We start from the raw sequence: 22,887 nt of genomic DNA, 5'->3' as shown, positions 1-22,887 counted from the left end.
CGATGCCCCCCGCCGACACCACCGCATCCCCCGCGGGCGACCGCGGCCGCGACCGGGACGCGGTCCGCGCGGTCCTGGACCGGGCCCGCGCCGAGGGCCGCACCGCGCTCACCGCCCCCGAGGGCAAGGCCCTCGCCGACGCCTACGGCATCCCGGTGCCCGGCGAGGCGCTGGCGGCCTCCGCGGACGAGGCCGTCTCCGCCGCCGTGGAGCTGGGCCTGCCCGTGGCGGCCAAGATCGTCTCCCCCGACATCCTGCACAAGACCGACGCCGGCGGCGTGGCGATCGGCCTCGACTCGCCGCAGGCGGTGCGGGACGCCTACGAGCGGATCACCGCCGGCGCCCGCGCGCACGACCCCGGCGCCCGGATCGACGGCGTGCAGGTCCAGCGGATGGTCGGCGGCGGCACCGAGGTGCTCGTCGGCGCCGCGACCGACCCCACCTTCGGCAAGATCGTGGTGTTCGGGCTGGGCGGCGTCCTGGTCGAGGTGCTCAAGGACGTGTCCTTCCGGCTGGCCCCGGTGGACCGGGAGGAGGCGCTGGACCAGATCGGCTCGATCCGGGCCGCCGAGGTGCTGGACGGGGTGCGCGGCGGCGAGGCGGTGGACCGGGGCGCCCTGGCCGACCTCCTGGTGCGCCTCTCCGAGCTGGTCACCGACTTCCCCGAGATCGCCGAGGCGGACCTGAACCCGGTGTTCGCCTCCGCGGGCGGCGCCGTCGCCGCCGACCTGCGGTTCGTGCTGGACTTCGCGCCGGCGCCGGGGCCGAAGCGGTTCGGGCGGGAGGAGATCCTCACCGCGATGGAGCGGATCTTCCGGCCGCGCTCCATCGCCGTCATCGGCGCCTCCAACGAGGCCGGGAAGATCGGCAACTCGGTCATCCGCAACATCGTCGACGGCGGCTACGAGGGCGAGGTGTACCCGGTCAACCCCAAGGCCTCCGAGGTCTACGGGCGCACCGCCTACCGCGGCGTCGCCGACATCCCCAGCGAGGTCGACGTCGCGGTCTTCGCCATCCCGGCGAAGTTCGTGGCCGGCGCGCTGGAGGAGGTCGGCGCGAAGGGCGCGGCGGGCGCGGTGCTCATCCCGTCGGGCTTCGCCGAGACCGGGGAGCAGGAGCTCCAGGACGAGGTGCTGGCCGTGGCGCGCAAGCACGGCGTGCGGCTGCTCGGCCCCAACATCTACGGCTACTACTACACCCCGCAGAAGCTCTCGGCGACCTTCTGCACCCCCTACGACGTGGCCGGCGGCACCGCGCTGACCTCGCAGTCCGGCGGGATCGGGATGGCGATCCTGGGCCACAGCCGCAGCACCCGCACCGGCGTCTCGGCGATCGTGGGGGTGGGCAACAAGGCCGACATCGACGAGGACGACCTGCTCACCTTCTTCGGCCAGGACGGCAGCACCGACGCGATCGCCATGCACCTGGAGGACCTCAAGGACGGCCGGGCCTTCGTGGAGGCCGCCCGCGAGGTGGTGCCGCGCAAGCCGGTGGTGGTGCTCAAGGCCGGGCGGACCTCGGCCGGGGCGCGCGCCGCCGGGTCGCACACCGGCGCGCTGGCCGGCGACGACAAGGTCTACGACGACATCCTGCGCCAGGCCGGCGTGGTGCGCGCGCCCGGCCTGGGCGAGCTGCTGGAGTACGGCAGGGCGCTGCCGGTGCTGCCCGCCCCCGCCGGGGAGAACGTCGTCATCATCACCGGCGCCGGCGGGTCCGGCGTGCTCCTCTCCGACGCGGTGGTCGACAACGGCATGTCGCTGATGGAGATCCCGCCCGATCTGGACGAGGCGTTCCGGGCGTTCATCCCTCCGTTCGGCGCCGCGGGCAACCCGGTGGACATCACCGGCGGGGAGCCGCCGTCCACCTACGAGAAGACGATCCGCCTCGGTCTGGAGGACCCGCGGGTGCACGCGCTGATCCTGGGCTACTGGCACACCATCGTCACCCCGCCGATGGTCTTCGCCGAGCTGGTCGCCGGCGTGGTGGAGCAGGCGCGGGCGGAGGGCATCGACAAGCCGGTGGTGGCCTCGCTGTCCGGGGACACCGAGGTGGAGGCCGCCGCCGAGCACCTGTTCGAGCACGGGGTGGTGGCCTACCCCTACACCACGGAGCGGCCGGTGCAGGTGCTCGGCGCGAAGTATCGCTGGGCGCGCGCCGCCGGACTATTGTGACCCGGGACACGTAACGGGGGGCGCATCTGCGCCCCGGGCCCCGCCCGCCCCGGGCGGAGCTCCCGACCCGAGCCACCCTCCACCGCACGCATCGCCCGGACGGCCCCCCAGACCCGTCCGGAGCAACCGAACCCGGCGGCCGGCCGGTCCGCCATCCGGCCGGCCCCGGGTGCACCGCGGCCTCCGCGCTCCGCCGGCGCGGTGCGCCGCGCCGGCCACGACCGCTCTGCGAGCCGCAGATAGGAGGCGGTATCCACTCCCCGGGGGCGTATGAGGGGCGAACTCGCATCCGTGACCTGCAAGGGAGAGATCCCGTCCATGGATTCCCCAGACCTTGAATCCGGCCGCCCCGCGAAGCGGGACGAACCCGTCTCCACCGGCCCCGAGGCCGCCGGCGCGGCCTCCGTCCCCCGCCAGCGCAGGCCCCCGGCCCAGGAGCAGGCCTCCGGCGCTTCCGGGCCCGAGGCCCCCGCCGAGCGCTTCTGGCGCGCCGGCCGGCTGGAGCCGATGCCCATCCGCAAGCTGCCCAAGGCCCCGCCGTCCATCCACATCCTCGGCCCCACCGTGTTCCTGGTGGCGCTGGGCGTGGGCATGGGCGAGTCCTACATGTGGCCCCGGCTGGTCCTGGTCTTCGGGCCGGAGATCCGGTGGCTGTTCCTGATCGGCGTGACCCTGCAGGCCGTCGTCATGCTGGAGATGGCCCGGTACGCCATGGCGACCGGCGAGAGCATCTTCTTCGGCGCCGCGCGGGTGTTCAAGCCGCTGATGTGGTTCTTCTTCATCACCGCGATCGCGGTCTACATCTGGCCGGGACACCTCTCCGCGGGGGCCTCGGCGCTCGAGCGGGTGACCGGGATCCCCTGGCAGGCCACGGCGGTCGCCGGGATGCTCCTGGTCGGGGTGGTGTTCACCCTGGCCAAGGTGGTCTACAACCTGCTGGAGAACGTGCTGTCGATCTGCATCGGGCTGCTGGTGGCCGGCACCGCGGTGGTCGCCGCGATGGTGGGCAGCTTCGCCGACCTCTCCTCCACCGTCACCGGGATGTTCGCCTTCGGCTACATGCCGGAGGAGGCGCTCTCCCCGGCCTGGTTCCCGATCATCGTCGGGTCGATCGCGTTCGCCGGCCCCTCCGGCATGCAGCAGATGTGGTACACGCTGCACCTGCGCGACAAGGGCGCCGGGATGGGCGCGCACATCCCGCAGGTGCGCGGCCTGCGGCACGCCGGCGAGCAGGAGGAGATGCCCTCCCGCGGCTTCATGTTCGACACCTCCGACTCCGCCGAGATGGGCAAGTGGAGGGGGTGGCGGCGCTGGGTCGCCTTCGACGCCCTGCTGCTCTTCTGGGGCATCACCATGCTGGTCACCGTCTCCTTCACGGTGCTGGCGCAGGCCTCGGCGCGGCTGGACCCCGGCGTCACCGAGGTGATCCGGGACGGTGAGCGGGACGCCGCCCTGGACGCCATGGCCGGCGCCTTCTCCGCCGCCGGCAGCCCCGTCCTGGGCACGGTCTTCTTCCTGTTCATCGCGTTGATCGGGCTGAACGCCACGCTCGGGCTGTTCGACTCGTTCTCCCGCGGCCAGGCCGACATGGCCTACCACTTCGTGCCGGGCGCCAAGCGGTTCAGCGTCTCCAAGCTCTACGCGTTCTTCCTGTGGGGGCTGATCCTGTTCGGCATCGGCGTGCTGCTGTTCGGCCCGGCCGACGGCCCCGCCTCGATCCTGGACGTGCTGGCCTTCCTGTCCACCTTCGCGATGGGCGCCTACTGCGTGGTGCTGCTGCTGGTGAACAACCTGACGCTGCCCAAGCCGATCCGCCCGGGGATCGTGTCCAACGCGCTGATCGGCTTCGCCGCGCTGTTCTACCTGGGCGCGCTCTTCTACTCGCTGTTCGCCTTCGGCGTGGTGGTGAGCTGATGGGCCCGCGCACGGCGGCCCCGGCGCCGGCCGGGGGCGTGCTGCACTACGCCGAGGCGGCGCTGCCCGGCGCCGCGATCGGCCTGGCGGCGGGCTCGTTCGGGGCGGTGACCGCCGCCCTGGCCGGGCTGGGCGCCGGGCTGACCGGGGCGATCGCGGCCGGGATGGGCGCCCCGCTGGCACTGCTGGGCGGGGTGTACGGGGTGCTGGTCGGCAGGGGCCTGGTCGCGCCGGGCGCGATCGGCCCGGCCGCGCTGTTCTGGGTCGTCGGCTTCCCGGCCGCCCGGCTCGCCGAGGAGGCGTTCGTCGCGGCGGCGGTCGGCCACGGCGCCGTGCTGCGCGAGCCGCTGCCCTCGTTCCTGCTGTTCCAGGCGATGCTGAGCCTGGGCTTCGCGATCGGCTTCCTCTGGCTGCACGAGCGGCTGGCCCCGCGCTGGTTCCGCCGGATCCGGTCCCGCAACCCCGTCGCGGCGGCCCTGTCGTCGCACTACGCCCCGCCGCCCGGCCGCCCGCGCGGGAGCTGACCTCCCCGCTCTCGCCGGCCCCCTCCCGCTCCGCTGCTATCCTCCCCCGGGCGCGACCGCGCCCGGGGGCAGGCCGACCCGCGCCTGAAGAGACCTGGAGTATCCGCACGTGGACATCGCACCCTGGATCTGGGCCGTCACGATCACCGTCCTGTTAGGCGTGATCGCGGTCGATTTCGTCATCACCGCCCGCACCCCGCACGAGCCGTCGATGCGCGAGGCCGGCATCTGGATCGGCGTCTACGTCTCGCTGGCGGTCCTGTTCGGCATCGGGCTGGCCGCCTTCACCGACGGGCAGGCGGTGGACTTCTTCACCGGATGGATCGTCGAGTACTCGATGAGCATGGACAACCTGTTCGTGTTCATCCTGATCCTGGGCGCGTTCGCGGTCCCGCCCGAGCACCGCCAGCGCGTACTGCTGGTCGGCATCGCCCTGGCCCTGCTCTTCCGCGGCCTGTTCATCGCCCTGGGCGCGGCGGCGGTCAGCGCCTTCGCCGGGGTGTTCTACCTGTTCGGCGCGTTCCTGCTGTTCACCGCCTGGAAGCTGATCGCCGGCGGCGACGAGGACGAGGAGTTCAAGGAGAACGCGGCCCTGCGCGCGATCCGCAAGGTCCTGCCGACCACCGACGACTACCACGGCTCCCGGCTGACCGCCCGGATCGACGGCAGGCGCATGGTCACCCCGATGCTGATGGTGATGATCGCCGTCGGCATGACCGACATCCTGTTCGCCCTGGACTCCATCCCGGCGATCTTCGGCATCACCCAGGAGCCCTACCTGGTCTTCACCGCCAACGCCTTCGCGCTGATGGGCCTGCGCCAGCTCTACTTCCTCATCGGCGGCCTCCTGGACCGCCTGGTCTACCTCAGCCACGGCCTGGCCGTGATCCTCGGCTTCATCGGCGTGAAGCTGATCCTGCACGCCGTGCACGAGACCACCACCTGGCCGGTCCCGGAGATCCCCACCCTGCTCTCCCTGGTCGTCATCCTCCTCACCCTGCTGGTCACCGCCGCCGCCAGCCTCCTCAAGAGCCGCCGCACCGCAGCGGCCACCGCCCAGGCGACCGCCGCCCAGGCGACCGCCGAGGCACAGCCCTCCGCCCCGGCCCACGAAACCCCGGGCGACCCCGACGGCGGCGGCGACGCCGACCGCCTCAAGGTCTAGCCGCCCCACACCGGAGAGAAGAAAAGGGCCGGGCACCCGCGCGGGTGCCCGGCCCTCAGCTCATGAGACCGAGCGCTCTCTCCGGCGCCTGACCGGATACGGCCATCTCCCGGAAAGCCGCCTGTGCAGGCTCCCATGAGATGCGGGCCCTGTCTCCAGCCCCTTTGAAACCAGACGTTCTGGAGGCCGGAGACTCCTGTTGCGTTATCAGGCGGCCCGCTAACCCGTTTGCGGAACCGCGCCCCTTGCAGGCAGGCATTTCCCAACGGATAATCTCCGACACGGCCCGCATCACCCCCCACGGGCCGATGGGAGCGATTTTGGCGAAACCAGAAAAAGTTCTCGAAGACCTCGTGAAAGAAGCGGCCGTCGCAATCCATTCGTCCTCTGCTCTGGCCGGGAAGGTGGAGAAAGCGGCGGCGAAGGACGATGAGAAGAGAGAGGAGAAGCGGAAGGAATCCGGCCGCGGAACCGGTGCCCTGCGCAGGAAACCCGGCCTGTCCCCGGTCCCCGGGGCGAGCGGCGGCCTGGTGACGACGCCGTGGAGCGTCCTGCACGCGCTCGCCCGCTCTCTCACTCTGACCCGGAAGGGGGCCGCACGCGGCCTGTCCGAGCACTGGGGCGGCCTGAAATACGGCCTGGACCTCTCTCCCGATTCCGCGCGAACGCGGGGGAGCATGGTTCTCTCCTCCGCCTCCCAGAGGGTGGCCTCCGCCTACTACAAGCGACTCCGCTCCGATGAGCTGGGCACCGGGTTCGGAATCGTCCTGGCCGAGCACATCCTGCGGGAACGCTACCCCGGGCACATGGTCTCGCTCATCCCCGCCGATACCGCCCTGCAGGCCGGATGGGCCCTGAGCGCCGACGACGGGAGGCACCGGAAAGGCCAGGGGAGCCTGTCGGGCCGCAAGCAGCGCCTCGCCTGCTTCTTCGAGGTCTGGAAGCCCGGGGAACCCTCGCGGGTGTTCCCCGCCGATTTCCGCGGCAACCACAGCACCCCTGCCAGTGCCCACCGGCAGCTGGCGGACTCCTCCGCCCGGGTCGAGGCCGTGCACATCGGCCCGTGGAACCGGACCCCGTGCATGGCGTTCAGCACCGCGCTGGACACGGAGCGGCCCATCACGGTCTACGCCTTGGAGGCCTCAGGTTCGGACCGGCCCCTGGGCCCTCCGAGCGGGAACCTGGACCGCAGAGTCGAATCCCGCAATGAATTCCCGGGAATCGACCGCCCGGATCCACGGGGCGGGCCCGCAGAGAACGTCCCCGGATTCCATATCGAACCGGAGAACGGCGAATGGTTCCAGCGGGTGCTGGCGCACACCGCCATGGCCGGCCTGGCCGCCTTCACCGGCGACGGCGAAGTCGCCTCCGGCTACCTCACCGAAGGCCAAGGAAAGAAATACTTCTCCGCCTTCGCCCACTCCGTCACCGGAAGCATCCGCAACGTCCACGGCGAGGAATTCTTCGGTCTCCCCTTCACCGGCACGGACCACGTGTTCCGGCTGGGCGATAATCGCCTGGACGCCTTCTCTGGAATCCCGAAATACCTGTTCGACCTCGTGGAAGAGAGAAAGGTGGAGCAGTACCGCCGCGAGGTCCACGCCCGGATGGCCGAGTGGTCCGAGAAGCCCGTCATCTGGGACGAGCGGTGGGGCGGCCCCGTCTCCCGGCACCCGGACGGCTCCGTCCTGGCGATACGCCCACTGCACCGGAGCACCTGAACGTTTCCCCTCTCCCGCGCCCGGACGCCCACCGGCTCTTCGGCCTCGGCAGCCTCGCGGCCGGCACCGACCTGAAGATGAAGGTCGGCCCGGTGCCGGCCGCTTCCCGGGCGGCGGGGGCCGCCCCGCGCCTCAGCCCTTCTTCTTGGCGGCTGCCTTGGCGGCCTTCTTGAAGTCGCGGACCTCGGTGAGGGTCTGCTCGTCGACGACGTCGGCGATGGAGCGGCGGGCGTCCTCCTCGCCGTAGGCGCCGGCGGCCTGGCGCCAGCCGGCGGGGTGGACGCCCATCTGCTTGCCGAGGAGGGCGATGAAGATGCGGGCCTTCTGGTCGCCGTAGCCGGGGAGGGCCTTGAGGCGGCGGAGGAGTTCGCGGCCGTCCGGGGCGCCCTCGGTCCAGACGGCTTCGGCGCGGCCCCCGTAGTCGGCGGCCAGGGCGGCGCAGAGCGCCTGGACCCGCTTGGCCATCGAGGAGGGGAAGCGGTGCACCGCGGGGGTCTGCGCGAAGACCTCGGCGAGCTCCTCGGGGTCGCGGGCGGCGATGTCGGCGGCGTCCAGGGAGCCGAGGCGGTCGGCGATCTTCTTCGGGCCGGCGAAGGCGACCTCCATCGCGATCTGCTGGTCCAGGAGCATTCCCAGCATGAGAGCGAGGGGCTCCTCGGCGAGGAGGGCGTCGGCCCCGGGGTCTCCGGTCAGGTGAAGCGTGCGTTCCATGCCTTGATCCTGCCACCGGTCGGGGTGCGGGGCGGCCTCCGGAGGCCGCGCGTTCCGCGCCGGTGCGTCCGGTGCGGGTCCGTTCCGCGCGGGCGGCCGCGGTGCGGGCGCGTCCTGCGTGCGCGCGTCCGGGGTCCGGGCGCCGGTCAGGCCGGCGACCAGGAGGTCGACGATGCGGGCGCGCTCTTCGGGGCCGGGGAGGTCGCGGCGGCTCATCAGGCGCAGCGCCAGCATCCCGGAGACCAGGTCGGCGACGATGAGGGGGTCGGTCTCCGGGGGGAGTTCGCCGGTCGCGACGTGCCGGCCGAGCACCTCGGCGAAGATCTCGGTGCGCCGGTCCAGCAGGGTGCGGAACAGCTCGGCGAAGGCGGGGTCCCGGGCGGACTCGGCGGCCATGGCGCGGACCAGGCCGGAGCGGGCGGGCTCGCCGAAGACCTCCATGGCGATGGCGGCCAGCGCCTCCAGGTCGCCGCGGAGCGTCCCGGTGGCGGGCGGGTGGATCAGCCCGGTGCTCTGCGAGGCCGCCGCGGACAGGATCAGGTCCCGCTTGGTGGGGAAGCGGCGGAACACGGTGGCGCGGCCGACCCCGGCGCGCGCGGCGACCTCGTCGAAGGTCATGTCGGCGCCGCGCTCGGCGAGCAGGCCGAGCACCGCGGCGCGGATCGCATCGTCGACCCCGGGGTCCGGTGCCCGCCCCCGCCGCGCGGTCGCCCCACTCATCCCGATCCCTCCAAGGAAGCGCTCCGAAACGATCATCTTTTCTGGGATTGACAGTATCAGATACCGGGAGTATCACTTGAGTTGTGATACTTCGAGTCTCAGGAAAGTGATCCGAGGAGGATCGGATGAGCGTCGTCATCGTCGGAGCCGGCCCCACCGGGCTGCTGCTCGCCGGGGACCTGGCCGAAGCGGGCGTCCCCGTCACCGTGCTGGAGCGCCGCACCGAGGAGTCCAACCTGACCAGGGCGTTCGGCCTGCACGCCCGCTCACTGGAGCTGCTGGACATGCGCGGCCTGGCCGACCGCCTGGTCGCCGAGGGGACCGGGCTGCCCGAGGTCCGGGTACGCGTCGGGAACGCCTCGGCCGCGCTCGACCTGCGCCATCCGGAGAGCCGGTTCCCCTTCGTCCTCATCCTCAAGCAGGCGCGCACCGAGGCGGCGCTGCTGGAGCGCGCCCTGGACCTCGGCGCGGAGGTCGTGCACGGCGCCGAGGTCACCGGGCTGGAGCAGGACGCCCGCGGCGCCGCGGTGACCACCGCCGACGGCCGGGTCTTCACCGCCGACCACGTGGTCGGCTGCGACGGCGCGCACAGCGCGGTGCGCGACCTCATCGGCGCCGGGTTCCCCGGGCGCAGCTACCCCGACCGGATCCTCCTGGCCGACGTGCTGCTCAAGGCGGACCTGGAGGGCGCGCTCAACCCGTTCATGGCCGACGCCGGGGTGGGCCTGCTGGCGCCCTACGGAGACGGCTGGTTCCGCGCGGTCATCTGGGACCGCACCGTGCAGGACGTGCCCGCCGACGCCTCGCTCACCCTGGAGCAGGTCCGCGAGTCGCTGCGCCGGATCGCCGGCGACGACTTCGGCGCGGCGGAGATCGGCTGGTCCACCCGCTTCCTCAGCGAGCGCCGCCAGGCCGACCGGTACCGCTCCGGGCGGGTCTTCCTCGCCGGCGACGCCGCGCACGTGCACTCGCCGCTGGGCGCGATGGGCATGAACACCGGCATCCAGGACGCCGCCAACCTCTCCTGGAAGCTCATCGCCGCGCACCGCGGCCGGGCCCCGGAGTGGCTGCTCGACACCTACCAGGCCGAGCGGCACCCGGCGGGGCGCACCGCGCTGCGGCTGACCGACACCATCCTGCGGGTCGCCACCGCCCCCGCGCCGGTGCGGCCCTTCCGCCCCTACATGCTGCCCGCCCTGCTGGACCGGCCCGCCGTGCGGCGGCGCGTGCGCCGCACCGTCTCCGCTCTGAACGTGCGCTACCCTGCCCCGCCCGGCATCGAGGAGACCCCTTCGATCGGCCACCGCGTCCCCGACCTGCCGCTGCCCGAGGAGTCCGGCGGCCGGCTGCACGCCCGCGCTCACCGCGACCGGTTCACCCTGGTCGACGCCTCCCCGGACGGCGCGGCCGCCGCGCAGGCCGCGGAGTGGTCCGACCGCGTCGACGCGGTCCGCGCCGACGGCCTGGGCCTGTCCACCATGGATGTGCTGCTGGTCCGCCCGGACGGCTACCTGGCCTGGAGCGGCCTGGGACCGGAGCCGCAGCGGGTCCGCGCCGCACTGCGCGACTGGTGCGGCGCCCCGGACTGAGGGCCGGGCCCGCCCCGGCGGGAGGGGCCGGTTCCGCGGCCCTCTCCCGTCGCCCCGTCCGAGGCCGGCCCGTTCCCGGTGCGGGGGCGTGCGCGCCTCCCGGCGGGCCGAGCGGCGCGGCGGGCCGGGACCGGGCGGAGTCCGCGGGGCCGGCTCCGCCCGCCCGGGGGGAGGGAGGGGCGGGCTCCCTGCGCTGCGGAGGAGGCCGGCGGACCGGGGAGCGGGGCTCCGCCGCGGCGGGCCGGTCGGGCCCCGGCGGTAGCATCGTCGTCCGGCGCACCCAGGAGGGGCGCCGCTCCCGCTCTTCACAGCCCCGGAGGCCCGATGCCCCCAATACTCATGCAGGTGTTCAGCGTGGCGCCGCTCACCATCGCCGCGGTGGTCGGGCTCGCCCTGATCGCCAAGGTCCCCAAGGCGGCCCGGGGGACGGCCCTGACCGGCCTGGTCCTGATGCTCGGCGCGCAGCTGGTCTTCCTGGTCAACATGTTCGTGATCGGCAACCTGTACGGGACCCTCGACGAGGAGCTGCTCACCCCGCTGTCCCAGCTGGTCGGCCTGCTCGGAGTGCTGCTGGAGGGGGTCGGGTTCCTGCTGCTCGGCCTGGCCGCCACCCGGCGCGCCAAGCGGCCCGCGCCCGCGCCCGCGATGGCCGGCGCCCCGGCGCCGCAGCCGGGCGGCCCGGGCCCCTTCCCGCCGCACCCCGGACCGAACGGAGTCCGCCACTAGTGTTCGCCTACATCCTCAGCGGCCTCGGAGCCGCCCTCTCCGCCCTGGCGGGCGTGGCGGGCCTGGTCGTCCTGATCCGCGCCGGCCGGGCGCAGAACTCCCGCGGGCTCATCGCCGCCGCGGGGGTCCTGTTCATCGTGTACGCGCTGCTCTCCGCGGCGATCCGGGTCTACTACGCCTTCTTCGCCTACAGCCTGGGCTTCACCCCCGGTCCCCCCTCGTCCTTCTCCGCGCTGATGCAGGACGTGCTGATGCCGGTGTGGAACTTCGCAGGCCCGCTGCTGCCGGCCGCGGCGGTGGTGATGCTGCTGATCGCCGTGTTCGGCGCCCCCCGCGAGCAGGGCCCCGCGGCGCCTCCGGTCCTGCACGCCCACCCGCCGCAGCCTCCGAACCGGCCGCACCCGCCGTACGCGCCCCCGATGCCGGGCGGCCCGCGGCCCGCGGGTCCGCCGCCGGGACCGCCGGCGCCGCCCGCACCGCCGGCCGGCGGTCCGCTCGGCGGTCCGCCCGGCGCGGGCTGATCACCTCCGGCCGCCTCCGTCCACAGGCTGGCACGGCGCCCTTGACGCCCGCCCCCGCGGCGGGTGAGGCTCCTCACATCCGTACCGCGAGTGAGAGGAGACGCCGATGGGCGGAGGCGGTCACCGGGTCGGCGGGGGCCCGCACCCCGTGGTGGCGCTGCACGGCTGGTTCGGTTCGGGGGCGTCCTGGGCGCCGCTCTGGCCGCACCTGGACGGCGGCGCCTTCAGCTACGTCTTCCCCGACTACCGGGGCTACGGGGAGCGCCGGTCGGAACCGGGCGACTACACCCTGGCCGAGGCCGCGGCGGACGTCCTGGCACTCGCCGACTCGCTCGGCTGGGAGCGGTTCTCCATGGTCGGGCACTCCATGGGCGGCAGCGTGATGCAGCGGGTGCTGGCCGACGCCCCGGAGCGGGTCCGCGGGCTGGTCGGCATCTCGCCGGTGCCGGCCGGCGGGGTGCCGTTCGACGCCGAGACCCGGGCGCTGTTCGACGGCGCCGCGGACGACCCGGCCAAGCGCCGCGCCATCATCGACATGACCACCGGCAACCGGCTCACCGGGGTGTGGCTGGACGCCATGGTGGCCCACTCGGTCTCCGCCTCCGACCGGGACGCCTTCGCCGCCTACCTGAAGGCCTGGGCCGACACCGATTTCCACGGCGAGATCGAGGGCAGCCCGGTGCCGGTGCGGCTGATCGTCGGCGGGCACGACCCGGCCCTCGGCGCGCCGGCCATGGCCGGCACCTTCCAGCAGTGGTACCCCGACTCCGAGATCGAGGTGCTGGGCGACGCCGGGCACTACGCCGTCGACGAGACCCCGGTGGCGGTGGCCACGCTCATCGAGCGGCACCTGGCGGGGGTCGCGTGAGCACCGGCGCCCCGGCGGGCGCCGCCCCGGACGTCTTCGACCCGCGGGTGTTCGCCGAAGGGCTGCCGCACCGGGCGCTGCGGCTGCTCCGCGACACCGACCCGGTGTCCTGGCAGGAGGAGCACGAGGTGGGGCCGTGGCCGGCCGGGCCCGGCTTCTGGGCGGTCACCCGGCACGCCGACGTGCGGCACGTCCTGCGCACCCCGGAGGTGTTCTCCTCGCACGCCGGCGCCACCCAGATCCGCGACCCGGACCCCGGTGACCTGCCGTTCCTGAGACGCACCATCCTCAACATGGACCCGCCCGAGCACATGCGGCTGCGCCGGGTGGCGAGCTCGGTGTTCACCCGGCGGCGGCTGGAGCGGTTCGGCGCCGCGGTCTCCGCGCGGGCCCGCGCGCTGCTGGAGGAGGCGGCCCGGCGCGGGCGCTGCGACCTGCCGGCCGACGTCACCGACGACTTCCCGCTGGCCAACCTGGGCGAGCTGCTCGGCGTCCCACCCGGGGACCGGCATCTGATGCTGGCCTGGACCAACCGCGTCATCGGCTACCAGGACGCCGAGCACGCCCACCTGGTGACCGGCTCCGACGGCCGCCCGGTCAACCCGCGCTCGCCGCGGATGCTGGGCGACATGTTCGACTACGCCTCCGAGCTGGCCGGGGAGAAGCGCCGCCGCCCCGCCGAGGACCTGATGACCGCCCTGGTCCAGGCCGAGGTGGACGGCCGCCGGCTGGACGACTCCGAGCTGCGGATGTTCTTCTTCCTGCTGGTCGTCGCCGGGAACGACACGGTGCGCAGCGCCCTGCCCGGCGGGCTGCTGGCGCTGCTGGAGCACCCGGGCGAGCTCGCCCGGCTGGAGGCCGACCCGTCGCTGCTCCCCTCGGCGGTGGAGGAGATGCTGCGCTGGCACCCGCCGGTGCTGACCTTCCGCCGGACCGCGGTCCGGGACACCGAGCTGGCCGGGCGGCGCATCGCGGCGGGCGACAAGGTGGTCGTCTACCACTGCTCGGCCCACTTCGACGAGCGCGCCCTCCCCGACCCGCACCGGTTCGACGTCGCCCGCTCCCCCAACCCCCACCTCGCCTTCGGGGACGGCCCGCACCTGTGCATGGGGGCGCACTTCGCCCGGATGCAGATGCACGCGTTCTTCACCGAGCTGCTCCGGCTGGCGCACCGCCCCGAACCCGACGGCCCGCCGACCCGTCTGACCTCCAACTTCATCAACGGCATCAGCCACCTGCCGCTGCGCTGGCGCCCCCGCTGACCCTCCGGGCCGGGCGCCGGGCGGAGTCGGCCGCGCCTCCGCGCGGCGGCCGCTCGGGGCCGCTGGCGGGAAAGGGGCGCGGGCGCGGAAGGGCGCCCGCTCACCCCGTTCCCCGGCGGCGGTCTCAGGCGGGTTCGGGGCGGGGGGCCTGCTCCGCTCCGCCCGGACGGGTCCCCTTTTCGCGGTGGAGGTCGCAGCGGAGCCAGCGCTCGACCTCCATCACGTGCATGGTGGCGGCGGCGCGGGCGGCGTCCGGGTCCCGGGCGAGCAGGGCCTGGTAGATGCGCTGGTGGTCGTCGCGGAGCCGGGCGGTCTGCCCGGCCTCGCGGTGGCCGCTCCACACCCGGGCGTTGAAGGTGCGCGAGGAGAGCCCGTCGTTGATCGCGGCCAGCGTCGCGTTCCCGGTGGTCTGCACGATCGCCTGGTGGAAGGTGAGGTCGGCGGCGACGGCCTCGCGCTCGCCGCCGCCCTCCGCCATCCGCTCCAGGATGGCGCCGATCCGCCGCAGCTGCTCGTCGGTGGCGCGGGCGGCGGCCAGCGCGGTGGCGGCCGGCTCCAGCATCCGGCGCACCTGGAGCACCTCGATCAGGGTGTCGCCCTGGGAGATCTCGGCCAGCACCGAGAAGGTCTCCAGCAGGTCGACCGGGCGCAGGCCGGTGACGTAGACGCCGGCGCCGTGCCGCACCTCCAGCACGCCCAGGGTGGTCAGGGTGCGCACCGCCTCGCGCAGCGAGCTGCGCGAGACCCCGAACGCCGCGGACAGCTCCCGCTCGGTGGGCAGCCGGTCGCCGGGGCTCAGCTCGCCCTCGGCGATCATCTCCTTGATCCGCTCGACCGGTCGCCGGGTCACCGGCATCCGCGCCGCGGCGCCTTGCAGGCCGTCAGGGGTGGTCACGCAGGGTCCTTCCGCTCCGGCGGGCCGGGGGCGCGGGGCCGCCGGGGTTCTCGTCCGCTTCTCTTTCGCACACCATCTTGACACCACTCTCGCACTGCACGTAGAAGAGATCAGACCACTCACTCGACCCCTCTCGGGTGAAACCGAGGCGAACCGGCTATTCAACGTCGATCGGCCGACAGCCACGAACGACTCATCAGACCAATCGACGCGATCTCGGTGCGGCCCGCCGCCCGAGAGCCGCCGCTGGACGGGAGAACGCCTTGAAATTCCTGCGCATCGGTGCGCCCGGAGCGGAGCGCCCCGCGGTGCTCTCCGCCGACGGGACCCCGCTGGACATCTCCGGCATCACCCCCGACGTCGACGGGGCCTTCCTCTCCGGGGACGGCCCGGACCGGGTCCGCGCCGCCCTCGCCGGGGGCGCGCTGCCCCCGCTGGAGGGCGCGGCCGGCGCCGGGCGGGAGGGCGGGCCCCGGATCGGCCCGCCGGTCTCCCCGAACGGCAAGCTGATCGGTATCGGCACCAACTACTCCGACTACGCGGCGGCCACCGGAGCCGAGCCGCCGGAGCGCCCCATCGTGTTCATCAAGCCCACCGACACCGTGGTGGGCCCCCGCGACCGGGTGCTCATCCCGCGCGGGTGCTCCGCCACCGACCACGAGGTGGAGCTGGCCGTGGTGATCGGCCGGCACGCCCGCTACCTGGCCTCGGAGAAGGAGGCCGCGGCCGCCGTCGCCGGCTTCACCATCGCCAACGACGTCACCGAGCGGGAGCACCAGTTCGGCCACGGCGGCCAGTGGGGCAAGGGCAAGTCCTTCGAGACCTTCACCCCGCTGGGCCCCTGGCTGGTCACCCCGGACGAGCTGGACGGCGGCGGCACCGCGCCGCTGGGGCTGCGGCTCCGCGTCAACGGCTCCCTGGTCCAGGAGGGCAGCACCGGGGCGATGCTGTTCGGCGTCGCCTACCTGGTCCACCACCTCAGCCACTTCATGGCGCTGCGCCCGGGCGACGTCATCATCACCGGCACCCCCGCCGGCCCGGCGATGACCCGGCCGGGCACCCCCTACCTGCGGGAGGGCGACGTGATGGAGCTGGAGATCGACGGGCTGGGCACGCAGCGGCAGCTGCTGGCCGCGGCCTGAGCCGCAGGGAGGGGCGCGAGCGGTTCCCGTCCGCGCCCCTCCCCCGGTGCCCCGGTGCCGCGAGCCGCCGGCGGACCCCGGCGGCCCCGCGGCGCCGCGGGGGCACCGCCGGGGGCGGCGGGGCGGTGCGCCGACACGCTCCCCCGGAGCCGGGGCGCCGCCGCGCCCCGGTCCTAGAGTCGTCACCGACCGGTCCCGCGCCCCCACCGGGGACGGGGCCGGGCCGGCCCGCACCGGCCGAGGCGGGCCACGAGCGCACGGACGAGGGAGCGCATGCGGATCGCCCTGTTCATCACCTGTGTCAACGACACGCTCTATCCGGACACCGGGCGCGCCGTCGTCCGGCTGCTGGAGCGGCTGGGCCACGAGGTGGTCTTCCCCGAGGCGCAGACCTGCTGCGGGCAGATGCACTACAACACCGGCTACCGGCGCGACGCCCAGCGGCTGGCGGTCCGGTTCGCCACCGCCTTCGCCGGCACCGGGGCCGACGCGGTGCTCGCCCCCTCCGCCTCCTGCGCCGCGATGATCCGGGACAACCACCCCCGGCTCGCCGAGGAGGGCAGCCGGCTGGCCCGCGCCGCCGCCGAGCTCGCGCCCCGGGTCCACGACCTGTCCGAGCTGCTGGTGGACGTGCTCGGGGTGACCGACGTCGGCGCGTACTTCCCGCACACCGTCACCTACCACCCGACCTGCCACGGCCTGCGCCTGCTCCGCCTGGGCGACCGCCCCTACCGGCTGCTGCGCGAAGTGCGCGGCCTGGAGCTGAAGGAGCTGCCCGGCGCGGAGGAGTGCTGCGGCTTCGGCGGCACCTTCGCGGTGAAGAACCCCGACGTCTCCGCCGCGATGGGCTCGGACAAGGCCCGCGGCATCGCCTCCACCGGCGCGGAGGTGGTGTGCGCGGTGGACAACTCCTGCCTGATGCACATCGGCGGCACCCTGCGGCGGGAGCGGGCCGGTGTGAAGACCGTGCACCTCGCGGAGATCCTCGCCTCGACCGAACAGGAGCCGGCCCGGGTATGAGCGGCACTTTCATCGGCATGCCGTCGTTTCCGGCGGCGGCCCGGCGGGCCGTGCAGGACGCCCAGCTCCGGCACAACCTGCGCAAGGCCACGCACACCATCCGCGGCAAGCGCGGCGAGGCCGTCGGCGAGCTGGACGACTGGGCGGAGCTGCGCGCCGCCGGCCGGGCGATCAAGGACCGCACCCTGCGGCACCTGGACCGCTACCTGGAGCAGCTGGAGGAGAGGGCGACCGCGGCCGGCGCCACCGTGCACTGGGCCGCCGACGCCGCGGAGGCCAACGCCATCGTGACCCGGCTGGTGCGCGCCACCGGCGAGCGCGAGGTGGTCAAGGTCAAATCGATGGCCACCCAGGAGATCGGGCTGAACGAAGCGCTCGCCCGCGCCGGCGTCACCGCCTACGAGACCGACCTGGCCGAGCTGATCGTGCAGCTCAGCGACGACTTCCCGTCGCACATCCTGGTGCCGGCGATCCACCGCAACCGCGCGGAGATCCGGGAGATCTTCGCGCGGCGGATGGCCGAGTGGGGGGTGCCGGCGCCGGAGGGGCTCGGCGACGACCCGCGCGAGCTGGCCGAGGCGGCCCGGGTGCACCTGCGGGAGAAGTTCCTGAACGCCCGGGTCGCGGTCTCCGGCGCCAATTTCGCGGTCGCCGAGACCGGGAGCCTGGTGGTGCTGGAGTCGGAGGGCAACGGCCGGATGTGCCTGACCCTGCCGGAGACGCTCATCTCCGTGGTCGGCATCGAGAAGCTCGTGCCGACCTGGGCCGACCTGGAGGTGTTCATGCAGCTGCTGCCGCGCTCCTCCACCGGGGAGCGGATGAACCCCTACAGCTCGGTGTGGACCGGGGCCGCCCCCGGCGACGGCCCGCAGGACGTGCACCTGGTGCTGCTGGACAACGGCCGCACCGACACCCTGGCCGACCGGGTGGGCCGCCAGGCGCTGCGCTGCATCCGCTGCTCGGCCTGCCTGAACATCTGCCCGGTCTACGAGCGCTCCGGCGGGCACGCCTACGGCTCGGTCTACCCCGGCCCGATCGGCGCGGTCCTCACCCCGCAGCTGCGCGGCGTGCAGGGGCCGATGGAGGCGTCGCTGCCCTACGCCTCGTCGCTCTGCGGCGCCTGCTACGAGGTGTGCCCGGTGGCGATCGACATCCCGGAGATCCTGGTGCACCTGCGCGAGCGGGTCGCGTCCGGGCCCGGACACGCCGCGGAGCGGGCCGCGATGTCCGCGGCCGAGGCGGTGCTCGGCGACCACCGGCTGCTGAACATGGCGCAGCGCGCCGCGTCGGCGGCGCGCGGCGCGGTGCCCCGCCGGCTGCCCGGCCCCGCCGCCGGGTGGACCGACACCCGCGACCTCCCCGACATCCCGCCCCGCCCGTTCCGGGACTGGTGGCGCGAGCACGAGCGGGAGCGCGCCCGGGGGAGCGGCCCCGGCGCCGCCGGCGGGCGCGCGGACCGCGAGGGAGGGGAGCGGTGACCGGTTCGAGGGAGAGGATCCTGGCCCGGGTGCGCGCCGCCCTGTCCGACGTGCCGCGCGGCGAGGCCGCCGAGGACGTCGAGGTGCCGCGCGGCTACCGGCGCGCGCACGGCCAGGGGCCCGCGCCGGACCTGCTGGCGGACCGGTTGGCGGACTACCGGGCGCTGGTGCGCCGGGTGCCCGCCGCCGGGGTCGGCGAGGCGGTCGCCGAGGCGCTGCGGCGGCGCGGCGCGGCCCGGGTCGCCGCCCCCGCCGACGCCCCCGGGGAGTGGTTCGCCTCCTGCCCGGCGGAGGTGGTCCGGGACGCCCCGCCCGGCGGCGGCCCGGTGCTCGGCGTGGCCGAGCTGGACGCGGTGGACGGCGTGGTCACCGGCTGCTCGGTGGCGATCGCCGAGACCGGCACCATCGTCCTGGACACCGGTGAGCGCCAGGGGCGCCGCGCCCTCACCCTGGTCCCCGACTACCACCTGTGCGTGGTCCGGGCCGACCAGGTGGTCGACTCGGTGCCGGAGGCGGTGGCCCGGCTCTCCCCGGCCCTGCCCCAGACCTGGATCAGCGGCCCCTCGGCCACCAGCGACATCGAACTGCAGCGGGTGGAGGGCGTGCACGGCCCGCGCACCCTGGAGGTGCTGATCGCCGAATGAGCGGGCGCCCGGGGCCGGGCCGGGCGGAACGGGCGGCCCGCGCGGGCGGGCGCGCCGCCTCCGGCGGACCGCCGCACGGAGAACCCGGCCGGCGGCCGTCCCGGATGAGGTCCGCTTCCCGGACCGGGCGGAAGGAACGGGTGCGGCGGCGCCCGGTCCGGGAAGCGGACCAGCGGCCCCGGCGCCCCCACGCGGGCGGCGGCCGGCGGGCAGAGGTCCCGGCCGCCGGCCGCGCCGCGAGCCGCCGGCGGACCGGACGGGAGAACCGGGGACGGCCCCCGGCCCGGGGAGCCGCCCCAGGGCCCCGGTCCCCGGGGGCGTCCGCCGGTACGGGGCGCCGCCGGCGCGGAAGCCCCGGCGGCCGCCCGCGGGCGGTCCGGGGGCCGTTGACCCGATCGGCCCCGGGCCGTGAGACTGTGCCCGGCAAGCGACCCGGGTCTCATTCCGGAGGCGGTGGCGAGGTCCCCTTCCGTCGCCGTGGCCCCTCCCCGAGCCGCGGCTCGGGCCGAACACGGATGAGAGCGTGAGCGATGACCCCTGCCGGAGCCCCCGCCGACCTGTGGAACACCCCGGAGCGCACCGCCCTCCGGGAGACCGTGCGCGCCTTCGCGGCCAAGGAGATCCTGCCGCACGTGGAGGAGTGGGAGGACGCCGGCGAGCTGCCGCGGTCGCTGCACCGCGCCGCGGGCGCCCTGGGCCTGCTCGGCCTGGGCCAGCCCGAGCGGGTCGGCGGGGCCGGGGAGTCCTTGGACCAGCTCGTCGCCTCCGAGGAGCTGATCCTGTCCGGTGTCCCCAGCGGGGTGCTGGCCTCCCTGTTCACCTGCTCCATCGCGCTGCCCGCCCTGGTCCGCAGCGGGCGCGAGGACCTCGCCCGCGACTACGTCCGGCCCGCGCTGGCCGGGGAGAAGGTCAGCGCGCTCGGGATCACCGAGCCGGACGCCGGCTCCGACGTGGCCGGGCTGCGCACCCGCGCGGTCCGCGACGGCGACCACTGGGTGATCAACGGGTCCAAGACGTTCATCACCTCCGGCCACCGGGCCGACTTCGTCACCGTGGCGGCCCGGACCTCCGGCGCCGGGCACCGGGGCATCTCGCTGTTCGTGGTCGACCGGGGGACGCCCGGCTTCTCCGCCGTGCGCAGGCTCGACAAGATGGGGTGGCGCTGCTCCGACACAGCGGAGCTGTCCTTCGCCGACGTGCGGGTGCCGGCCGACCGCCTCGTCGGCGAGCAGGACACGGGGTTCTTCCAGATCATGCACCAGTTCGCGGCGGAGCGGATCGGCATGGCCGTGCAGGCGTGCGCCATCGCCCAGCGCTGCGTCGAGCTCAGCGCGCGCCGGATGCGCGAGCGGACCGCGTTCGGCGAGCCGCTCGCCCGCCGCCAGGTGCTGCGCCACCGGCTCGCCGAGATGCACCGGCGCACCCGGGTGGCGCGGTCCTACGTGCGCTGGATCGCCGAGCGCGCCCAGGCCGGCGAGGAGCCGGTCGCCGAGGTCGCGATGGCCAAGAACACCGCCACCGAGGCGCTCGACCAGGTGGTCGACGGCGCCGTCCAGCTGCACGGCGGCGAGGGGTTCCTCCGCGGCAGCGAGGTCGAGCGGCACTACCGCGACGCCCGGGTGTTCAGCATCGGCGGCGGGACCTACGAGGTGATGAACGAGGTCATCGCCAAGCACCTGCCGCTGCACTGAGCCGGCCACCGGGAACCGGACGGCCGGTCGGTCAAGCGCGGCGCCCCACGGGGTGCAGGTACAAGCGGGCGGCGACGGCAGGGAGAGGGACCGGCCGGTCGGTCCGGCGCGGCGCCCCGCGGAGCGGAGGTACAAGCCGACGGCGACGGCGCAGGCTGGGACGTGGTCGGGCGCCCCAGTCGGGCGCGGCGCCTCGCGGAGCGGAGGTAGCGGGCAGCGAAGGCGGCGGTGGAGACCTGCCGGTCGGTCGAGTGCGGCAGAGCAGGGCGGGGCGTCGGGGCGGGCAGAGGGGGCGGGATCGCCGTGCCCGCGCCGCTTCGGTGCCGGGGGCGGCCGCCCCTGAAACCACTGCACCTCTCTGACCTGAGTGAATACGCGGAGTGATGGTGAGGTGGGGCTCCCTGCGCACCGCGAGAGCACCCCGGTGATTCCCGGGCGCGCATCCTGGGTCGGATCGGGCCTCTGAGGGCCTGATTCGCCCTGTTCGGGCCGGTGATCGGGGGTTCAAGCCGCCCGCGAGGCCGCAAAGCAGGGGGCCGGAATCCGAGCAGGGGCGGCACGGGGGCGAGATGTCGCTTTCGTTCTCCCGAGAGGCCCTGCTTGACCACTCTGGGTAACCGGCGAGAGGCGGGCGGAGGCCTCAGGGCTTACTACTCGCCGGTAGATGCAATCGGGGTGCCGCCGAGGTGCGCAGGGCGCCCCCACTCCCGCCGCAAACCGGGCATACAGGGATAAGGCGCCCTGGGGGTGCGGGCGGGCCCGCGAGGCGCCGCACTCGACCGACCGGTCGGTGCCCCTCCTCGCCCTCGCCGCCCGCTTGAACCCCCGCTCCGCGAGGCGCCGCGCCCGGGCGATCGCCTGGACCCCGGCCTTACCCTCGCCGTCGCTGCTGGTCCGAACCTCGGCTCTGCGGGGCGCCGCGCCCGGTCGGGGTGCCTCCCGCCCCTCGGCCCTCCTCGAGTTCCTCGTTTTCCTCGTTGCAACGGCCATTTGACGACGGGGCGTTCGGACAGGGCCTCAGCGTCGAGATCATCGCCCGGGGCTTCTCCCTCCGGCGGTCTAAGGGATGCGGGCGGTCCAGTCGCGGGAGCCGAACTTGGTGACCGCGAGCTCCTGGGCCAGGGCCAGCTCCCCGGCGGTGATCTCGTCGTCGACCAGGCCGTGCCGGGCGCGGAACACGCCGGTCATGGCGTCCATGACCTTCTCCCGGGGCAGACCGGTCTGCCGGCGGAGCGGGTCGACCCGCTTCTGGGCGCTCTTGGTGCCCTTGTCCGACATCTTCTCCCGGCCGATGCGCAGCACCTCGGTCATCTTCTCGGCGTCGATGTCGTAGGCCATCATCGTGTGGTGCAGGACCGCGGAGCCGTGCGCGGTGATCCGCTTCTGCGCGGCGCCGGCGATCTTGCCGCCCTTGGAGGTGATGTCGTTCAGCGGCTGGTACCAGGCCTCCACGCCGACCTCGGCCAGGGCGCCCAGCACCCAGTCGTCCAGGAACGCGTAGCTGTCGGCGAACGGCATGCCCTGCACCAGCGCGGCCGGGGCGTACAGCGAGTAGGTGATGCTGTTGCCGGGCTCCTGGAACATGGCGCCGCCGCCGCTGATCCGGCGCACCACGGTCACGCCGTGCCGGCGGGCGCCGTCCGGGTCGACCTCGTTGCGCAGCGACTGGAAGCTGCCGATCACCACCGAGGGGCGGTCCCACTCCCAGAAGCGCAGCGTCGGCGGGCGGCGGCGCTCGGCGACCTCGCGGATGAGCACCTCGTCCAGGGCCATGTGCACCTCGGGCGGGTGCGGGCCGTCCTGGATCAGCCGCCACTCGTAGTCCCGCCAGGTGGTGGCGCGGCTCAGCGCGCGGCGCACCGCGACGCCGACCGCCTCCGCGGAGAAGCCGACCATCATGGTCTCCTCGGGGAGCGCGGCCTCGATCCGGCGGCCCAGCGCGCGGGCGTCGGTGTCGGTCGGCGCCCCCTCCAGCGCGCGGTCGATGGCCTCCAGCGCCTCGTCCGGCTCCAGGAAGAAGTCCCCGGCGACGCGGACGTTGCGCAGCGCGCCGTCCACCGCGTCGAAGTCGACGACGACCAGCTTCCCTCCGGGGACCTTGTACTCTCCGTGCACGCCGATCTCC

Annotated in this window: 18 protein-coding genes; 15 read left to right on the top strand and 3 right to left on the bottom strand. The window is 74.5% G+C overall.

Going from position 1 to position 22,887, the window contains the following annotated elements; genetic code table 11:
• Window positions 1-2: 2 nt before the first annotated feature.
• From J0910_RS13395 to J0910_RS13375, 5 genes are all read left to right on the top strand, one after another.
• Window positions 3-2,171, top strand: coding sequence for an acetate--CoA ligase family protein (locus J0910_RS13395; protein ID WP_420158826.1), 2,169 nt, complete (start codon window positions 3-5; stop codon window positions 2,169-2,171).
• Between the two features lie 318 nt (window positions 2,172-2,489).
• Entirely contained in the window at window positions 2,490-4,085 is a 1,596-nt protein-coding gene (locus tag J0910_RS13390; protein ID WP_420158825.1) for an Nramp family divalent metal transporter, read from the top strand.
• Window positions 4,085-4,609: a hypothetical protein gene (locus tag J0910_RS13385; protein ID WP_420158824.1), complete on the top strand. Its 525-nt coding sequence runs from the start codon at window positions 4,085-4,087 to the stop codon at window positions 4,607-4,609. Before J0910_RS13390 ends, J0910_RS13385 begins: the two co-directional genes overlap by 1 nt.
• Window positions 4,610-4,718: 109 nt before the next feature.
• Window positions 4,719-5,774 (top strand): TerC family protein, encoded by a 1,056-nt coding sequence (locus J0910_RS13380; RefSeq protein WP_420158823.1) that lies wholly within the window; start codon window positions 4,719-4,721, stop codon window positions 5,772-5,774.
• Window positions 5,775-6,451: 677 nt separating this feature from the next.
• Window positions 6,452-7,495: a hypothetical protein gene (locus J0910_RS13375; protein WP_420158822.1), complete on the top strand. Its 1,044-nt coding sequence runs from the start codon at window positions 6,452-6,454 to the stop codon at window positions 7,493-7,495.
• A 132-nt stretch (window positions 7,496-7,627) separates the two neighbouring features.
• On the opposite strand, the gene J0910_RS13370 is transcribed toward J0910_RS13375, so the two are convergent.
• Entirely contained in the window at window positions 7,628-8,926 is a 1,299-nt protein-coding gene (locus J0910_RS13370) for an HhH-GPD-type base excision DNA repair protein (protein ID WP_420158821.1), read from the bottom strand.
• 125 nt (window positions 8,927-9,051) lie between these two features.
• Here J0910_RS13370 and J0910_RS13365 point away from each other — a divergent pair, with 125 nt between their 5' ends.
• From J0910_RS13365 to J0910_RS13345, 5 genes are all read left to right on the top strand, one after another.
• A complete protein-coding gene (locus tag J0910_RS13365) occupies window positions 9,052-10,515 on the top strand; it encodes an FAD-dependent oxidoreductase (protein ID WP_420158820.1) in 1,464 nt (487 codons plus the stop codon).
• Window positions 10,516-10,839: 324 nt separating this feature from the next.
• Window positions 10,840-11,241 (top strand): hypothetical protein, encoded by a 402-nt coding sequence (locus J0910_RS13360; protein ID WP_420158819.1) that lies wholly within the window; start codon window positions 10,840-10,842, stop codon window positions 11,239-11,241.
• Entirely contained in the window at window positions 11,241-11,762 is a 522-nt protein-coding gene (locus J0910_RS13355; RefSeq protein WP_420158818.1) for a hypothetical protein, read from the top strand. The genes J0910_RS13360 and J0910_RS13355 overlap by 1 nt, the downstream gene beginning before the upstream one ends.
• Before the next feature lie 106 nt (window positions 11,763-11,868).
• Window positions 11,869-12,630, top strand: a complete 762-nt coding sequence (locus J0910_RS13350; RefSeq protein WP_420158817.1) for an alpha/beta fold hydrolase — start codon at window positions 11,869-11,871, stop codon at window positions 12,628-12,630.
• Complete coding sequence (locus tag J0910_RS13345) at window positions 12,627-13,892, top strand: cytochrome P450 (RefSeq protein ID WP_420158816.1); 1,266 nt, start codon at window positions 12,627-12,629, stop codon at window positions 13,890-13,892. The genes J0910_RS13350 and J0910_RS13345 overlap by 4 nt, the downstream gene beginning before the upstream one ends.
• A 124-nt stretch (window positions 13,893-14,016) precedes the next feature.
• On the opposite strand, the gene J0910_RS13340 is transcribed toward J0910_RS13345, so the two are convergent.
• Window positions 14,017-14,787, bottom strand: coding sequence for a FadR/GntR family transcriptional regulator (locus tag J0910_RS13340; RefSeq protein ID WP_420158815.1), 771 nt, complete (start codon window positions 14,785-14,787; stop codon window positions 14,017-14,019).
• A 263-nt stretch (window positions 14,788-15,050) separates the two neighbouring features.
• On the opposite strand from J0910_RS13340, the gene J0910_RS13335 reads away from it, so the two are divergent.
• From J0910_RS13335 to J0910_RS13315, 5 genes are all read left to right on the top strand, one after another.
• A complete protein-coding gene (locus tag J0910_RS13335; RefSeq protein ID WP_420158814.1) occupies window positions 15,051-15,929 on the top strand; it encodes a fumarylacetoacetate hydrolase family protein in 879 nt (292 codons plus the stop codon).
• Between the two features lie 273 nt (window positions 15,930-16,202).
• Entirely contained in the window at window positions 16,203-16,949 is a 747-nt protein-coding gene (locus tag J0910_RS13330; protein WP_420158813.1) for a (Fe-S)-binding protein, read from the top strand.
• Complete coding sequence (locus J0910_RS13325; RefSeq protein ID WP_420158812.1) at window positions 16,946-18,427, top strand: lactate utilization protein B; 1,482 nt, start codon at window positions 16,946-16,948, stop codon at window positions 18,425-18,427. The genes J0910_RS13330 and J0910_RS13325 overlap by 4 nt, the downstream gene beginning before the upstream one ends.
• Window positions 18,424-19,071, top strand: a complete 648-nt coding sequence (locus tag J0910_RS13320; RefSeq protein WP_420158811.1) for a LutC/YkgG family protein — start codon at window positions 18,424-18,426, stop codon at window positions 19,069-19,071. The genes J0910_RS13325 and J0910_RS13320 overlap by 4 nt, the downstream gene beginning before the upstream one ends.
• Before the next feature lie 530 nt (window positions 19,072-19,601).
• Window positions 19,602-20,762, top strand: a complete 1,161-nt coding sequence (locus J0910_RS13315; protein WP_420158810.1) for an acyl-CoA dehydrogenase family protein — start codon at window positions 19,602-19,604, stop codon at window positions 20,760-20,762.
• 1,059 nt (window positions 20,763-21,821) lie between these two features.
• On the opposite strand, the gene J0910_RS13310 is transcribed toward J0910_RS13315, so the two are convergent.
• Window positions 21,822-22,877: a lipoate-protein ligase LplAB gene (locus tag J0910_RS13310; protein ID WP_420158809.1), complete on the bottom strand. Its 1,056-nt coding sequence runs from the start codon at window positions 22,875-22,877 to the stop codon at window positions 21,822-21,824.
• Window positions 22,878-22,887: the final 10 nt, after the last annotated feature.

It is taken from the genome of Nocardiopsis oceanisediminis, assembly GCF_048595525.1.
Lineage (GTDB): Bacteria > Actinomycetota > Actinomycetes > Streptosporangiales > Streptosporangiaceae > Nocardiopsis_A > Nocardiopsis_A oceanisediminis.
Note: the sequence above shows the minus strand (reverse complement) of the source record. Positions and strands in the feature narration are given on the sequence as shown.

Bases quoted from the DNA above. Each gene is read 5' to 3' on its own strand.
- J0910_RS13370 (WP_420158821.1), bottom strand. From the start codon at position 8,926: ATGAGTGGGGCGACCGCGCGGCGGGGGCGGGCACCGGACCCCGGGGTC.
- J0910_RS13390 (WP_420158825.1), top strand. From the start codon at position 2,490: ATGGATTCCCCAGACCTTGAATCCGGCCGCCCCGCGAAGCGGGACGAA.
- J0910_RS13375 (WP_420158822.1), top strand. From the start codon at position 6,452: ATGGTTCTCTCCTCCGCCTCCCAGAGGGTGGCCTCCGCCTACTACAAG.
- J0910_RS13330 (WP_420158813.1), top strand. From the start codon at position 16,203: ATGCGGATCGCCCTGTTCATCACCTGTGTCAACGACACGCTCTATCCG.
- J0910_RS13365 (WP_420158820.1), top strand. From the start codon at position 9,052: ATGAGCGTCGTCATCGTCGGAGCCGGCCCCACCGGGCTGCTGCTCGCC.
- J0910_RS13385 (WP_420158824.1), top strand. From the start codon at position 4,085: ATGGGCCCGCGCACGGCGGCCCCGGCGCCGGCCGGGGGCGTGCTGCAC.
- J0910_RS13315 (WP_420158810.1), top strand. From the start codon at position 19,602: ATGACCCCTGCCGGAGCCCCCGCCGACCTGTGGAACACCCCGGAGCGC.
- J0910_RS13360 (WP_420158819.1), top strand. From the start codon at position 10,840: ATGCCCCCAATACTCATGCAGGTGTTCAGCGTGGCGCCGCTCACCATC.
- J0910_RS13395 (WP_420158826.1), top strand. From the start codon at position 3: ATGCCCCCCGCCGACACCACCGCATCCCCCGCGGGCGACCGCGGCCGC.
- J0910_RS13350 (WP_420158817.1), top strand. From the start codon at position 11,869: ATGGGCGGAGGCGGTCACCGGGTCGGCGGGGGCCCGCACCCCGTGGTG.
- J0910_RS13325 (WP_420158812.1), top strand. From the start codon at position 16,946: ATGAGCGGCACTTTCATCGGCATGCCGTCGTTTCCGGCGGCGGCCCGG.